16 protein-coding genes are annotated in these 13,763 nt (G+C 66.2%); 9 read left to right on the top strand and 7 right to left on the bottom strand.

Translation table 11 applies throughout. The annotated features are described in order from the left end of the window. Window positions 1-52: 52 nt before the first annotated feature. The 3 genes from AC1RP5_RS15730 to AC1RP5_RS15720 form a co-directional block, all read right to left on the bottom strand. Entirely contained in the window at window positions 53-349 is a 297-nt protein-coding gene (locus AC1RP5_RS15730) for an acyl carrier protein (RefSeq protein WP_493111989.1), read from the bottom strand. A gap of 107 nt (window positions 350-456) precedes the next feature. Then, window positions 457-1,422, bottom strand: coding sequence for a hypothetical protein (locus tag AC1RP5_RS15725; RefSeq protein WP_493111988.1), 966 nt, complete (start codon window positions 1,420-1,422; stop codon window positions 457-459). A 17-nt stretch (window positions 1,423-1,439) separates the two neighbouring features. Next, entirely contained in the window at window positions 1,440-2,195 is a 756-nt protein-coding gene (locus AC1RP5_RS15720; RefSeq protein ID WP_493111986.1) for a hypothetical protein, read from the bottom strand. A gap of 94 nt (window positions 2,196-2,289) precedes the next feature. Between AC1RP5_RS15720 and AC1RP5_RS15715 the strand changes: the two genes are divergently transcribed. Beyond that, complete coding sequence (locus AC1RP5_RS15715) at window positions 2,290-2,865, top strand: TetR/AcrR family transcriptional regulator (protein WP_493111984.1); 576 nt, start codon at window positions 2,290-2,292, stop codon at window positions 2,863-2,865. A gap of 6 nt (window positions 2,866-2,871) precedes the next feature. Here the strand turns inward: AC1RP5_RS15715 and trmFO are convergent, their stop codons facing one another. Then, window positions 2,872-4,245, bottom strand: a complete 1,374-nt coding sequence (trmFO, locus tag AC1RP5_RS15710) for a methylenetetrahydrofolate--tRNA-(uracil(54)-C(5))-methyltransferase (FADH(2)-oxidizing) TrmFO (RefSeq protein WP_493111982.1) — start codon at window positions 4,243-4,245, stop codon at window positions 2,872-2,874. Window positions 4,246-4,293: 48 nt separating this feature from the next. Between trmFO and AC1RP5_RS15705 the strand changes: the two genes are divergently transcribed. After that, complete coding sequence (locus tag AC1RP5_RS15705) at window positions 4,294-4,680, top strand: RidA family protein (RefSeq protein ID WP_493111981.1); 387 nt, start codon at window positions 4,294-4,296, stop codon at window positions 4,678-4,680. A gap of 329 nt (window positions 4,681-5,009) precedes the next feature. After that, window positions 5,010-5,786, top strand: a complete 777-nt coding sequence (locus AC1RP5_RS15700) for a gamma-glutamyl-gamma-aminobutyrate hydrolase family protein (protein WP_493113375.1) — start codon at window positions 5,010-5,012, stop codon at window positions 5,784-5,786. On the opposite strand, the gene AC1RP5_RS15695 is transcribed toward AC1RP5_RS15700, so the two are convergent. After that, window positions 5,787-6,770 (bottom strand): D-2-hydroxyacid dehydrogenase family protein, encoded by a 984-nt coding sequence (locus AC1RP5_RS15695; protein ID WP_493111979.1) that lies wholly within the window; start codon window positions 6,768-6,770, stop codon window positions 5,787-5,789. 157 nt (window positions 6,771-6,927) lie between these two features. On the opposite strand from AC1RP5_RS15695, the gene AC1RP5_RS15690 reads away from it, so the two are divergent. Then, window positions 6,928-8,583: an NAD+ synthase gene (locus AC1RP5_RS15690; protein ID WP_493111977.1), complete on the top strand. Its 1,656-nt coding sequence runs from the start codon at window positions 6,928-6,930 to the stop codon at window positions 8,581-8,583. A 15-nt stretch (window positions 8,584-8,598) separates the two neighbouring features. Beyond that, on the top strand, window positions 8,599-8,970 hold the full coding sequence (locus AC1RP5_RS15685; protein ID WP_493111976.1) for a hypothetical protein: 372 nt from the start codon (window positions 8,599-8,601) through the stop codon (window positions 8,968-8,970). On the opposite strand, the gene AC1RP5_RS15680 is transcribed toward AC1RP5_RS15685, so the two are convergent. Further along, on the bottom strand, window positions 8,967-9,254 hold the full coding sequence (locus AC1RP5_RS15680; protein WP_493111974.1) for a cell wall-binding protein: 288 nt from the start codon (window positions 9,252-9,254) through the stop codon (window positions 8,967-8,969). The two genes, AC1RP5_RS15685 and AC1RP5_RS15680, sit on opposite strands and share 4 nt — an antisense overlap. Window positions 9,255-9,380: 126 nt before the next feature. Between AC1RP5_RS15680 and AC1RP5_RS15675 the strand changes: the two genes are divergently transcribed. The 4 genes from AC1RP5_RS15675 to AC1RP5_RS15660 all read left to right on the top strand — a co-directional run bounded on the left by AC1RP5_RS15675 (window position 9,381) and on the right by AC1RP5_RS15660 (window position 12,826). Continuing rightward, entirely contained in the window at window positions 9,381-10,175 is a 795-nt protein-coding gene (locus AC1RP5_RS15675; RefSeq protein WP_493111972.1) for a phosphodiesterase, read from the top strand. Window positions 10,176-10,288: 113 nt separating this feature from the next. Continuing rightward, a complete protein-coding gene (locus tag AC1RP5_RS15670; RefSeq protein ID WP_493111971.1) occupies window positions 10,289-11,548 on the top strand; it encodes an Nramp family divalent metal transporter in 1,260 nt (419 codons plus the stop codon). Between the two features lie 25 nt (window positions 11,549-11,573). Then, entirely contained in the window at window positions 11,574-12,221 is a 648-nt protein-coding gene (locus tag AC1RP5_RS15665) for a glutathione S-transferase family protein (protein ID WP_493111969.1), read from the top strand. Between the two features lie 2 nt (window positions 12,222-12,223). Further along, window positions 12,224-12,826, top strand: a complete 603-nt coding sequence (locus AC1RP5_RS15660) for an alpha/beta fold hydrolase (RefSeq protein ID WP_493111968.1) — start codon at window positions 12,224-12,226, stop codon at window positions 12,824-12,826. On the opposite strand, the gene AC1RP5_RS15655 is transcribed toward AC1RP5_RS15660, so the two are convergent. Further along, window positions 12,823-13,713: an NAD(P)-dependent oxidoreductase gene (locus AC1RP5_RS15655; RefSeq protein ID WP_493111967.1), complete on the bottom strand. Its 891-nt coding sequence runs from the start codon at window positions 13,711-13,713 to the stop codon at window positions 12,823-12,825. The two genes, AC1RP5_RS15660 and AC1RP5_RS15655, sit on opposite strands and share 4 nt — an antisense overlap. Window positions 13,714-13,763 lie beyond the last annotated feature (50 nt).

The raw sequence follows: 13,763 nt of genomic DNA, 5'->3' as shown, positions 1-13,763 counted from the left end.
AGCACGCGCCGCGCCGCGTGCTCGCGAACTTATCTCATGGGGTAGGGAGTTTTCAGCGCGCCGCGCGCTGCGAAACGACGGCCTCGGCGAGCTGGTCGATGGTCACGATGTCGGCGATGACGTTCATCGGGATGGTGACGTCGAACCGGTCCTCGAGCTCCATGATCACGTCCATGAGCGTGAGCGAATCGACGGTCAGCCCCTTGGAGATCACGGTCTGCGGGGTGATCGGCTTGCCGCCGGCATAGTAGGGCGACAGCAGGGTGAATATCTCGCGCATGACGTCGTACTGCAGAGACGGCGCGGTAGCGGGAGCGAGAGGGGCGACCAGTTCCTGAACGGCCTGCATGGGTTTCTCCGTCGAAGGGGGTGACGCATCACACTCCTTCGCGGCCCGACTGTGAAATAACGTTTGGTTACCCAACATTGCCGAACGTTACGGATTGTTTCGGCAGTTCAGCCTGCCTGCACGATGTTCAGCCGTCGCCGCGCCTCATCGAGTGGCAGCGCTACATAGGCCCAGTAGTCCCACTTGTCGGAGAGGTCCTGGTTGACCTTGTTGCCGCGCTCGATGGCGGCAAACATGCGCTCGGCCATGCCGGGATTTCCCAGGACGCCCACTGTCGTGAAGTCCTCGTTCGACGGTCGAACGTTCACCCCCGTGCTGAAGAGCAGCACGGCGAACAGGATGATGAAGATCGGTGTCTTCTGCTTGAACCCCGCGGTGAAGCAGGCGACCTGAACCTCGCCCTCGGGGTCCGTGTCGTAGCCGCCCAGCACGTGGCAGAGGTCGTGATAGAGACCGGCCTCGGGGAAACCCTTGCGCTCGCCCGGCAGGCTAAAACCGTTTTTGGCATAGAACTGGACCAGGGCGCGGCCGAGCGTTCCCTCGGGCAGATCGTTCCAGGCGCGATACCGCGCGGCGAGCGCCGGGTCTTCCAGGACGCCGCGCAGGGTGAGCACGGCCTTGGCCAGGCCCAGCGCTCCCTTCTGCTCGAGCTGGTTCTTCATGATGTCGGCAATCTGGCTGCGCCGCAGGAAGTCGAGCTTGAACAGCGTCATGTGCTGCTCGGCGAGCAGGCGGATATCGGTCAGCGCCGGCGTCGAAACGCCGAGCGCCTTCGCGAAGGCCTCGACCACCGCCACCATCTCGCGCGGCGGCACACCGTCGGCGAGCGCCATCACCATCATGCCGTTGGTGAACTGCTCGCGAAGCGGGCCCTGCGCGAAACCCGCGGCGAACTCGGCAGGCGTGACGGGCGCGAGCCCGTCGATGTCGGCGTCGATGCGCAGGACGACACGCCGCGCGGCATCGAGCAATGCGCGTCGCACCGGGCTCATCGGTCCGGTCGCCGAGGCGACGGTCTTCATGGCGCGAAGCCCCAGAAGGGCTGACGCGGGATGGGGTTGTATCAGGCGCATCGTGTGTCTCTCCTTGCCTATACCAGCCGATACAGGATCGGCATCGCCGCGACGTTGTTCGCCGCAAAGTTCTCGAGCACGTAGCTGCGGAAGCTCTTCTTGAAGATCAGCGAGGGCAGCACGTCGCCGAGCCGGTCCCATCGGCAGTGATTGATGATGGTGTACTGCGATCCGCTGCCATCCTCCGGCAGCAGCACCGTCGAGTTGTCGAGGCCGGTCTCGGCCTGGAACCAGCCCGCCGTATAGTCCCACACCGCAAGGTTCTGCGTCAGGCTGTCGGCCACGAAGTGATTGAACAGGAAGACGCCCGGCCGCGTGTGATCGACGGCGCCGATGCGCCTTGTATTGCGGGCCACGATGGCGTGGACGTAGGAGGCGGCCTCATCGATCGCGCGTCGCATCCCGACGTAGATGGGATGCCGCCGGACCGCCGCCACGGCCTCCGCATCGACGCACTCGATCAGCACGGCGACGTCGAAGCGGGCGATGTGCAGCCGGTCGGCGCGCTCCCTGGCGTATTTGCCGAGGCCGGGCGGGGCGATCAGTTCGCGGAACACGACGGCACTCGCGACGCCGGGCTCGCGTGCGAGCTGCCCGCAGGCCGCCTTGCACACCGTCAGCAGGTGCCGCTTGGCAGCACTTCCGGGCAGGAACCCCGGCCGCCGGTCGACCTCGGCCGCGATGTGCAGGAACACGGAGGAACTCGGCGCGACGAGCTTTACGCGTGGGAACTGGAATTCGCTGTGAACGATGCGCAGGGCGTCGGTCGTCATTAGGATCCCTAGAAGTCGGAGCCAATAAGTCAACGATCGTTGACTTATGCTTCCGGATTGCGTTTGTCAACGAACGTTGGCATTCATCCGGGGAATGGCGACAGGCCCCGCGACCCCGACGAAATCGGAACGGACCCGCGCGGCGATCCTCGCCGCGGCGCGGGACCTTTTTGCCCAGCAGGGCTACGACCGCACGACCGTCCGGGATGTCGCCGCCCGCGCCTCGATCGATCCGGCGATGGTGATCCGCTACTTCGGCAGCAAGGACGGGCTGTTCGCCGAGGCGGCCGCCTTCGATCTCCAGCTGCCCGACATCGCGTCCGTGAAGCCGAACCGCATCGGCGAGACCCTGATCGCGCACTTCCTCGACATGTGGGAGGGACCGCGCGGCGGCGGCAGTCTCGTCATCCTGCTGCGGGCCGCGACCTCGAACGAGGCGGCGGCGCAGCAGATCCGCACCATCTTCATTGCTCAGGTGGTGCCGATGCTCGCAACCCTCGTGCCGTCGCCCGAGTTGCCGATGCGGGCAGGCCTGGTGGCCACCCAGATTCTGGGGCTGGCGGTCGCGCGCTACGTCCTAAAAGTGCCGCCGGTGGTTGTCATGACGCGCGAGCAGATCGTGGCGCTGATCGGCCCGACCCTCCAGCGCTACATCGCGGGCAAGCTCTGACGCCGGTCAGGCGGCGATCGGCGCGTGCTGCTGGCCGAGCCAGCGATCGAAGTCGGCGAGCGCCCGTACTGCCATCGCCTGCTTGCGCTCCTTGCCCTTGAAGCTGCCGGCGATGGGCGGAAACAGGCCGAAGTTGATGTTCATCGGCTGGAAGGTCGTGGCGTCGGCGCCGCCGGTGATATGGCCCAGCAGGGCGCCCATCGCGGTGGTGGGCGGGGGAGCGGCCTGCACGCGGCCGAGACGCTCAGCCGCCGCAAATCTCCCGGTCATCAGGCCGACGGCGGCACTTTCGACATAGCCTTCGCAACCGGTGATCTGGCCGGCGAAGCGAAGCCGCGGCATCGCCTTGAGACGCAACATGCCGTCGAGCAGGCGCGGGCTGTTGAGGAAGGTGTTGCGGTGCAGGCCGCCCAGCCGCGCGAACTCGGCCTTCTCGAGACCGGGAATGGTGCGGAAGATGCGCGTCTGCTCGCCGTGCTTCAGCTTGGTCTGAAAGCCCACGATGTTCCAAAGGGTGCCGAGCGCATTGTCCTGGCGGAGCTGCACCACGGCCCAGGGGCGATGGCCGGTCCGCGGATCGCGCAGGCCGACGGGCTTCATCGGTCCGAAGCGCAGGCTCTGCGGCCCGGTCGAGGCGATGACCTCGATGGGCTGGCAGCCCTGGAAGTAGGGCGTGTTGTGTTCCCACTGCTTGAACTCGGTCTTCTCGCCAGCCAGCAGCGCCGCGACGAACGCTTCGTACTGCGGCTTGTCCATCGGACAGTTGAAGTAGTCGGCGCCGTCGCTGCCCTCGACATTGCCGGGGCCGACCTTGTCGTAGCGCGACTGCTTCCAGGCGATCGACTGGTCGATGCTCTCGTGGTGGACGATCGGCGCGATGGCGTCGAAGAAGGCGAGGGATTCCTCACCAGTAATCTTGGCGATGGCCTCGGCGAGCGCCGGCGAGGTGAGGGGACCGGTCGCCACGATGACGCTGTCCCACTCCTCGGGCGGAAGGCCCGCGACTTCGCCGCGCTCCAGCGTCACCAGCGGATGGGCGAGCAGGGTCTCCTGCACGGCCGCCGAGAAGCCATGGCGGTCGACGGCGAGTGCGCCACCGGCCGGGAGCTTGTGCGCGTCGGCCGAGCGCATGATCAGCGAGCCGGCGCGGCGCATTTCCTCGTGGATCACGCCGACGGCGTTGTTGGCGGCATCGTCGGAGCGGAAGGAGTTGGAGCAGACCAGCTCGGCGAGGCTGTCGGTGAGATGAGCCTCGGTGCCGCGCACCGGCCGCATCTCGTGCAGCACCACCGGCACGCCCGCCTGTGCGAGCTGCCACGCCGCCTCGCTGCCCGCGAGACCGCCGCCGATGATGTGAACGGGCTTGGTGCTTGACGCCATGCTCTCCGACCTGAAACCGTGCGCCTCCCTTACAATGGAGAGCCCGGCATGACCATCAAGTTCCACAATCCCAAGTCCGTGTCCGTCGCCGGCAAATACAGCCTCGGCGTCGAGGTGCCGCCGGACGCGCGCGTGCTGCACGTGTCGGGTCAGGTCGGCGTCGATTCAGCCGGAAAGCTGCAGGACGGCATCGAAAAGCAGAGCGAGCAGGTCTGGAAGAATATCGGCGAGGTGCTGAAGGCCGCCGGCATGGACTTCCGCGATATCGTCAAGCTCACCGTGTTCCTTACGGACAGCCGCTTCATCCCGGCCTTCCGGGAAGTGCGCGGCAAATATGTCGGGCAGGAGCCCTATCCGGCGTCGACCCTGCTGGTCGTGGCGGGACTTGCCGATCCCTCGATGCTGGTCGAGGTCGAGGTGACGGCGGCCAAGTAGTCTTTCGACAAGTCGTCTCTGGAGAAATCAGGAAAAAGCGAACGCCGGGAGCGGCCGGTTTGGGGTCATGCCCAACTGATGCGACCCGCTGGAGGCCGCTCCCGCCGTGCCGTTCGTATGTGCCGCTATGCCGATGCCCGAACGATTGCGTCGGCAATCCTTGCGGCACGTTGCTTCGGTGGAAGCATCTAAACCTCCCTGCTGCATACGGTGAAGTGATTCACGCACCAGCGGGTGCCTCTGTCAATGCAAACCCGTGACAGCGGACTCGCTCGCCGCCGACGCCGGTGCCATTATCGGCTATCCGATATCCAAGTAGGCGAGCGTTGATTTCCAGCACCAAGAAGCCCGTGGTCGGGGTGATCGGCAACTCCGGCGTCGTCAACGACCGGCACAATGTCCAGCTCGTGGGACAGCGAAACATGCGGGCGATCGCCGAAGTGGCCGGCGCCCTGCCGCTGATGTTCGCCGGCACGCCCGACATCACCGATATCGAGGCCCTGCTGGGCGCGGTCGATGGCATCCTGCTCACCGGCGCGCGCGCGAATGTCCATCCCACGCGCTTCGGAATCGAACCGCATCCCGCCCACGAGCCCTACGACCAGGATCGCGACGCGATGGCGCTCGGACTGATCGAGGCCTGCGTCGAGCGCGGCGTGCCGATCTTCGGCATCTGCCGCGGCTTCCAGGAAATGAACGTGGCCTTCGGCGGTTCGCTGCATCCGGAGATCCGCGACATCCCCGGCCGCATGAACCATCGCATGCCGCGGCTCGCGAACGGCGAGGTCCATCCCGATCCGACGGTCGTGTTCGCCGACCGGCACGAGGTTCAACTCGTGCGCGATGGCTACTTCGCGAAGTTGCTGGGCTGCGAGTGCATTCGCGTGAATTCGCTGCACGGGCAGGGGATCCTCGATCCCGGCAAGCGGGTCGCCATCGAAGGCGTGGCCGAGGACGGCACGATCGAGGCGATCTGTATTTCGGAGGCGCCCGCCTTCGCCGTCGGCGTGCAGTGGCACGCCGAGTACGATCCGCAGACCAATCCGATCAACCGTGCCTTGTTCCAGGCATTCGGCACGGCGCTGCGCGAGCACGCCGAAAGCTGATCAGCGCCGCGCGTTGGCGAGCACGGCGGGATTGACGACGTTGCTGGGCGCGCCGCCGGCATAGTCGACGATCTGGTCGAAGATGTCGGTGAACTGCACCTCATATTCATCGCGCGACACGTAGCCAATATGCGGCGTGGCGATGACGTTGGGCATGTTGAGCAGCGGATGGTCGGTGTCGACCACCGGCTCCTTCTCGAACACGTCCACCGCGGCCATGCCCGGCCGGCCGGCCTGCAGCGCGGCGACGAGTGCGCCGGGCTCGATCAACGGCGCGCGGCTGGTATTCACCAGGATCGCGGTCGGCTTCATCTCGGCAAGGTCGGTGCGGGTGACGATGCCGCGGGTCGCATCGACCAGCCGCATGTGCAGCGAGAGCACGTCGCATTCCCGGAAGAACGTCTGCTTGTCCGGCGCCACGTCGTGACCGTCGCGCCGAGCATCGGCCAACGTCTTCTCGCGTGCCCAGACGAGGACGCGCATGCCGAAGGCGCGGCCGTAGCCCGCGACCGTCGCGCCGATGCGGCCATAGCCGTAGATGCCCAGGGTCTTGCCGCGCAGGGTCGAGCCGACGCCCATCTGCCAGCGGCCGGTCTTCAGCGCCTCGATCTGCTGCGGCAGCAGGCGCGACGCGGCGAGCGCCAGCGCCCAGGTCAGTTCCGCCGCGGCATAGGAGGGTGTGCCGGCATGCTGGCTCGACGAGACGATGATGCCGAGCCGCGTGCAGGTGTCGATGTCGATGTGCGGATAGACGCTGCGCTGGCTGATCAGCCGGAGCTTGGGCAGCCGCTCCAGCAGCGGCGTGCGGATCTGCGTGCGCTCGCGGAACAGGACCAGCACCTCGGTGTCGGCTAGTCGCTTGGCCAGGCGGTCGACGTCCTGTTCGTGGTCGTTCCAGATCGTGACATCGTGGCCCGCAAGCTTGGCGAAGCAGGGCAGGGTGCGCAGCGTGTCGAAATAGTCGTCCAGGATCGTGATCTTCATGGCGCTCCCCCGTGCATCGAACTGGAGCGGATGCTGACCGTCAGGGCGGGCCGCCGTCAAATACGCAGCGCATCGCGAAGGCATATTCCCGGTATATGGAGGGCGCAGCAGAAATGCGGATGAATGCTCCCTCGAATCGCGTCACACTCGCTGCGATATGACGGACACACTCAAGGTCGGATTGGCGCAGCTCAATCCCAAGGTCGGCGATGTGGCGGGCAATCTCGCCAAGGTGCGGGCCGCGCGAGCGGAGGCAGCGAAACAGGGCGCCGATCTGGTGCTCTTCTCCGAGATGGTGCTGGCGGGCTACTTCCCCGAGGACCTCGTCCTGAAACCCGCCTTCCAACAGGCCTGCCACGACGCGGTCGAAGCGTTGCGCGCCGACACGCGCGACGGCGGTCCCGCGGCGTTCGTCACCACGCCGTGGCGCGAGGACGGCAAGCTCTACAATGCCATCGTCGCGCTCGACAAAGGCGAGATCGTCGGCAAGCGCTACAAGGTCGACCTGCCGAACTACGGCGTCTTCGACGACAAGCGCGTCTTCTCGCCCGGCCCGATGCCCGGGCCGTTGATCTTCCGGGGCGTCCGCATCGGCGTGCCGATCTGCGAGGATGTCTGGACGCCCGACGTGGTTGAATGCATCGCCGAGACCGGCGGCGAGATCCTGCTCGTGCCCAACGGTTCGCCCTACGAGGTCGGCAAGACCGATGTGCGCGTACAGCTCGGCGTGAAGCGCGTCGTCGAGAGTGGTCTGCCCTTCGTCTATCTCAATCAGGTGGGCGGCCAGGACGAGGTCGTCTACGATGGCGGCTCCTTCGCGCTGGGCGCCGACCGCTCGCTCAAGGCCAAGCTCGCTTCCTTCGCCGAGGAAGTCGCCACGATTGAGTTCAGGCGGGACGCCGGCGGCTGGGAATGTCAGCCAGGACCGATCGCGCGCGAGCTCGACCAGCTCGAATCGATCTACCAGGCGATGGTGCTGGGCCTGCGCGACTATGTGAACAAGACCGGCTTCCCGTCGGTGGTGATCGGTCTTTCAGGCGGCGTCGATTCGGCGATCACCGCGGCGGTCGCGGCCGACGCGCTGGGGCCCGAGCGCGTGCACGCGATCATGATGCCGTCGCCCTATACCAGCCGCGACTCGCTGGAGGATGCCGAGGCCTGCGCCCGCGCGATCGGCATTCGTTACGACATCGTCGACATCGGCCCGGCGATGGAGGCCTTTCGTGGCATGCTGACGCCGCTGTTCGGCAACCGCGCAGAGGACGTGACCGAGGAGAACATCCAGAGCCGCGCCCGCGGCGTCACCCTGATGGCGGTGTCGAACAAGTTGGGCGGCATGGTGGTGACGACCGGCAACAAGTCGGAGATGGCCGTGGGCTACGCCACGCTCTACGGCGACATGTGCGGCGGCTACAACGTGCTGAAGGACGTCTACAAGACCACGGTGTTCGAGCTCTGCCGCTGGCGCAACGAGCATCTGCCGGTGGGAGCGCTTGGCCGCCCCGGCGTCGTGATTCCGCGCCGGATCATCGACAAGCCGCCGTCGGCCGAGCTGCGGCCCGACCAGAAGGACTCCGATTCGCTGCCACCCTATCCCAAGCTCGACGCGATCCTGAAGGGGCTGATCGAGCGCGATCTCGACACGGCGGCGCTGGCGAAGGAGGGCCACGATCCGGCGATCGTGGATCGCGTCTGGCGCCTGCTGGAGGGTGCCGAATACAAGCGCCGGCAGGCGCCGCCCGGCGTCAAAATCACCTCTCGAAATATCAGCCGCGAACGCCGATATCCCATCGTGAACGGATTCAGGGGATAGGGTCAGGAGTTCGACGTGAACGATGAGCTGGGGCGTTTGGCGACGCGCGAATATGACGTGACCCTGACGGACGGCACGCAGGGACGGCTCGCTTTCGCCCTGTGCGATCTCCTGAAGGACAATGCGCTGGCCCAGCACGCACGTCGGCGGCAGGCGGTCGCTTTCGGGCTGCTGAGCTTCGAAGGGCTGCCGGATGCGCCGCAGAATACCCTGCTCTGGGTGCGGACCAGGGACGGGATGGAAATGACGACGGCGGACGGCGACGATCAGCCGGATGGCGAGCTGCAGAGGGTGGTGGCGCGCCACTTCATCGTGTTCTTCGACGAGGTCAAGGAACTGGCGCCGGAACTGGCGTCCTTGCCCTTCCACCTGAAGGACAGCGCCTAGGCGTCCTCCGGCGCTGAGCCCGGCAACGGGCCATGGCGTGTGGCGCCGTCGATGATCTCGTCCCAGCTTTTTCCCTGCGCCCTCAGGAACTCGATGGTCGGTCCCAGCGGATCGCCATAGACGGCGACCGTGCGGTCATGGATCACGGTCCGCAGGGGCTCGGGCGTGATCTCCTTGAACTGGGTCGACAGCGCACGGCGCTCGGCATGCATCGTCCGCGCGATCGTCTCGGGTGCGATACCCTGGCGGCGCAAATCCTCTGCCCGCCGCGCCAGTTCCCGCACGAGCGCCTCGTAACGGTCGCGACCCTCGGCCGTTCACCGCTCATCTGGGAATCGCCTCATCTCTTGTACATAGTCTTGGCCAGAACCAGCCGGCAAGACCGTGCCCAAGACAGGCCAAGGATGGACATGCTGATCGTACAAATCTCCGATCCTCACATTAAGCCCGAGGGCGAACGGCTCTACGGTCGCATCGACACGCAGGGCTTTCTCGAGCGCGCGGTGGCGCACGTGAATGCCCTCGATCCGCGGCCCGACATTGCGCTGGTGACGGGAGACCTCGTCGACAAGGGCGCGCCCGCGGAATACGCGAACCTGAAGCGCCTGCTGTCGAAGCTCTCGATGCCGTTCTATCTCATCCCGGGTAATCACGATGCGCGTGACGCCTTGCGCGAGGCATTCCCCGAACATGCCTACCTGCCGAGCGTTGGTTTCCTGCAATATGCCGTCGATGACCGGCCACTGCGGTTGATCGCGCTGGATACGCTGGTCGTCGGCAAGGGCCACGGCGCGCTCTGCGACGAACGCCTGGACTGGCTCGAGGCACGGCTGGCCGAAAGCGACCGCACGACCTTGCTCTTCATGCATCATCCGCCGTTCGACGTCGGCATCGAACCGCTCGACGCGGCCCGCCTGCTCGAGGGCGGGGAGCGGCTGGAGGCGCTCGTGCGGGCGCACGGCAATGTCGAGCGCGTGCTGTGCGGCCACGTGCACCGGCCGATCCAGGTGCGCTGGGCCGGCACCATGGCGTCGATCGCACCCAGCACCGCCCATCAGGCCTCGCTCGACCTGCGCGAGGGCGCCAAGCTCTCCATGACGATGGATCCGCCGGGCGTGGCGCTTCATCTGTGGCGACCAGCCACCGGGTTGATCACCCATGTGAGCTATGTCGGTGACTATGAGGGGCCGCGGCCATTCGCCTGAGAGTGCAGTGAATGCAGAGTGACTGAGGCAAAAGTGTTGCCGGATGGCACCGTTCCGGACATTGCCGTCGAGGTTGCGGAACCGATTCGTCAGACAAGGCGTTTGCCGGGTCCATGGTTGCTACCAACACGCAGGGACTAATCAAGCGAGTCGGTCCCGGTGTCATCACCGGTGCGGCCGACGACGATCCCAGTGGCATCGCGACCTATTCCCAGGCGGGCGCGCAGGCCGGGTTCGGGCTTCTCTGGACTGTCGTCCTCACCTGGCCGCTGATGCTCGCGGTGCAGTCCGTCAGCGCGCGCATCGGAAGGGTCACCGGGCGCGGCCTCGCCGCCAACATGTGTCGAAGCTTCCCGCGCCCTGTCGTGCTGGGCGCCGTCCTCCTCCTGTTCATCGCCAACGTGATCAATATCGGTGCTGACCTCTCCGCCATGGGCGCGGCGGTGGCGATGCTGGTCGGCGGGGGGCAGGTGGTCTTCACGTTCGCGTTCGCGATCGCCTCGGTGCTGGCGATCGTGTTCATCCCCTACAGCCGTTATGTGGGCTTCCTGAAGTACCTGACCTTCTCGCTGTTCGCCTATGTCGGTGTCGTCTTCACCGCCCATCTCGACTGGCGCGCGGTCGGCGTCGGTGCGCTGGTGCCGAAGTTCGCGTTCGACAAGGAGACCGTGACCCTGATCGTCGCGCTGCTCGGCACCACGATCAGCCCCTATCTCTTCTTCTGGCAGAGCTCACAGGAAGTCGAGGAAGAGGAAGGCGACGACGAGGCCGGGCCGCTCAAGGACAATCCCGAGCAGGCGCCGCGCGAGCTGACGCGCATCGGCTGGGAGACCGGCATCGGCATGGCCATGTCGAATCTGGTGGCCTTCTTCATCATGCTGACGACGGCCGCGACACTGAACGCCAACGGCAAGACGAACGTCGAGAGCACGCAGCAGGCCGCCGAGGCGTTGAAGCCGATCGCGGGCGAGGCGGCCTTCCTGCTGTTCAGCCTGGGCATCATCGGCACGGGCCTGCTGGCCGTGCCGGTGCTGGCGGGATCGGCGGCCTATGCGCTGGGCGAGGTACGGCGCTGGAAGGTCGGCCTCGAACACCATCACAGCGAGGCGAGGCCATTCTACCTTACCATCGCGGCGGCGATCCTGGCGGGTCTCGGTGTCGTGCTGTTGCCGATCGACCCGATCAAGGCGCTGATCTGGAGCGCGGTGCTGAACGGCGTGATCGTCGTGCCGATCATCGGCGCCATGATGATCGTGGCATCTCGCAAGGAGATTATGGGCGAGTTCACGGCGAGCCTCTGGCAGCGCGTCCTGGGCTGGTTGACGCTAGCACTGATGGCAGCCGCCGCGATCGGCATGTTCGTGTTGATGTAGAAATCACCGCGCGTTAAGGGGGCTCATGAAGCTTTATTCCGGTCCCCTCAGCATGTTCGGCGCCAAGGCCGAGATCGCCCTTCGCGAGAAGGGCTTCGCCTTCGAGCTCGAGATGGTGCCCTTCGAGATGAAGACGCTCTACGAGCCGAAGCATCCCGAGGTCGTGCGCATCAACCCCAAGCGACAGGTGCCGGTGCTGATCGACGGTGACCTGGAGCTGTTCGATTCGACGCAGATCTTCGAGTATCTGGAATCGCTGAAGCGTGACCCCGCGCTCTGGCCATCCGAACCGCGGGCGCGCGCCCGGGCGCGGCTGCTGGAGCACAAGTCCGACGAGGTCTACTTCCCGCACATCATCCGGTTGATGAGCGATCCCAAGGCGCCCGGCGCGCACGACGCCGCTGCGCGCTTCTACGCCGAGATGGAGAACACCATCTGCGGGCAGGAATGGCTGGCTGGCGCCTATAGCTACGCCGACATCGCTCTCTACATGGCGCAGCTCTTCGGCGAACGCATGGGCGCGCCGGTTTCCGCCGAGCTGACACGCCTGCATGTCTGGCGCGACCGCATGAGTGCGCGGCCGGCCGTGAAGCAGGTGGCCGGCGCGATGGGCCGCTACCTCCTGTCGATCGGGCGGACCTTGCCGCCCTTCATGAGCAAGCTGGGGCTCTGATCATGACCAGACCAAAGATCCTGTTCCTGCCGGGCGCCGGCGGGTCGCCGAACTTCTGGAAGCCGGTCGCCAACGCGCTACCGTCGGACTGGCCCAAGGAACATTTCGGCTGGCCGGGCCTCGGTGCCCAGCCGCACGACCCGGCGATCCGCGGCCTCGAAGATCTGAAGCGGCTGGTGACGGCGAAGATGGACGGGCCGGTCGATCTCGTGGCCCAGTCAATGGGCGGCGTGATGGCGGCGCAGATCGCGCTGGAGCGGCCGGACCTGGTGCGCCGGCTGGTCCTGTGCGTGACCTCGGGCGGCGTCGACATGAAGGGGCTGGGCGCCTCGGACTGGCGTGCCGACTACCGCAAGTCCTTCCCGAAGGCCGCGGCGTGGATCACCGACGGCGTTGCGGCTGCGCCCTTGCCGGTTGAGAGGATCGCGGTGCCGACCCTGCTGATCTGGGGTGACAGCGACGCGGTCAGCCCCGTCGCCGTGGGTGAACATCTCGCGTCACGTCTGCCGGACGCTCGTCTGGAAATCGTACCGGGCGGCGATCACGACGTGGCCAGCACCCATGCCGACCTCGTCGCGCGCCTGATCGCGAAGCACCTGGCTTAAGGCTTCACCGTCTTCTTCAGCACCGACTCGTAGACCTGCAGGATCGCCGAGCTGTCGTTGTTGCCGAGGCCCATGCGGCGGGCCATGCGCTGCAGGTTGTGCGTGGCGGAGCCCTGCGGCAGCGGCACGTCGAGTTCGTCGGCCAGTTCCATCGCGAGGTGCAGGTCCTTGTGCGCGAGGTTGAGCGCGAAGGAGGGCGGCGAGAACTTGCCCGACAGGGCACGCTCGGAGAAAGCCTTGAAGACCGAGGAGTTGCCGCTTGAGCTGGCGATCACCTGCACGAGTTTCTGAGGATCGAGGCCCGCGGTGACGCCCAGCATCAGCCCTTCGGCGGCGGCCGCGGCGTTGCAGAAGGCCATCATGTTGTTGACCAGCTTGGCCACCGTGCCGGTGCCGAGCTCGCCCATGTGGATCACGTTGGCGCTGAACGACTGCAGCACCGGCAGCGCGTCGTCGAACACCTTCTTGTCGCCGCCCACCATGATGGCGATGGTCGCGGCCTCGGCGCCGACCGTGCCGCCGCTCACCGGCGCGTCGAGCATGGCGATGCCCTTGGCGGCCATGGCGGCGCCGATCTTCTTCACCATCGAGGGCGCGTTGGTGCTGAGGTCGATGTAGGTCTGGCCCTTGCTGGCATTCGCCAGGATACCGTTGTCGCCCAGGGTCACGGCCTCGACATCGCGCGGCATGGGCAGCGACGTCATGACGATGTCGGCGCCCTTGGTCACGTCGGCGATGGACTTGCCGGCCGTCGCGCCCAGGTCGGTGCAGGTCTTCACGGCCTCGGGATTCAGGTCGAACACCGTGACCGAATGATTGCTGCGCTTGATGAGGTTGCGGCACATGGGGCCACCCATGTTGCCGACGCCGATATATCCAACTTTCAAGGCTTCCTCCCGGGAACAGGCATTTGCTGGGACTATACGACAGAAACCCC

It is taken from the genome of Reyranella sp. GW821-FHT12G01 (assembly GCF_058806575.1).
This window is presented reverse-complemented; position numbering and strand designations above follow the sequence as displayed.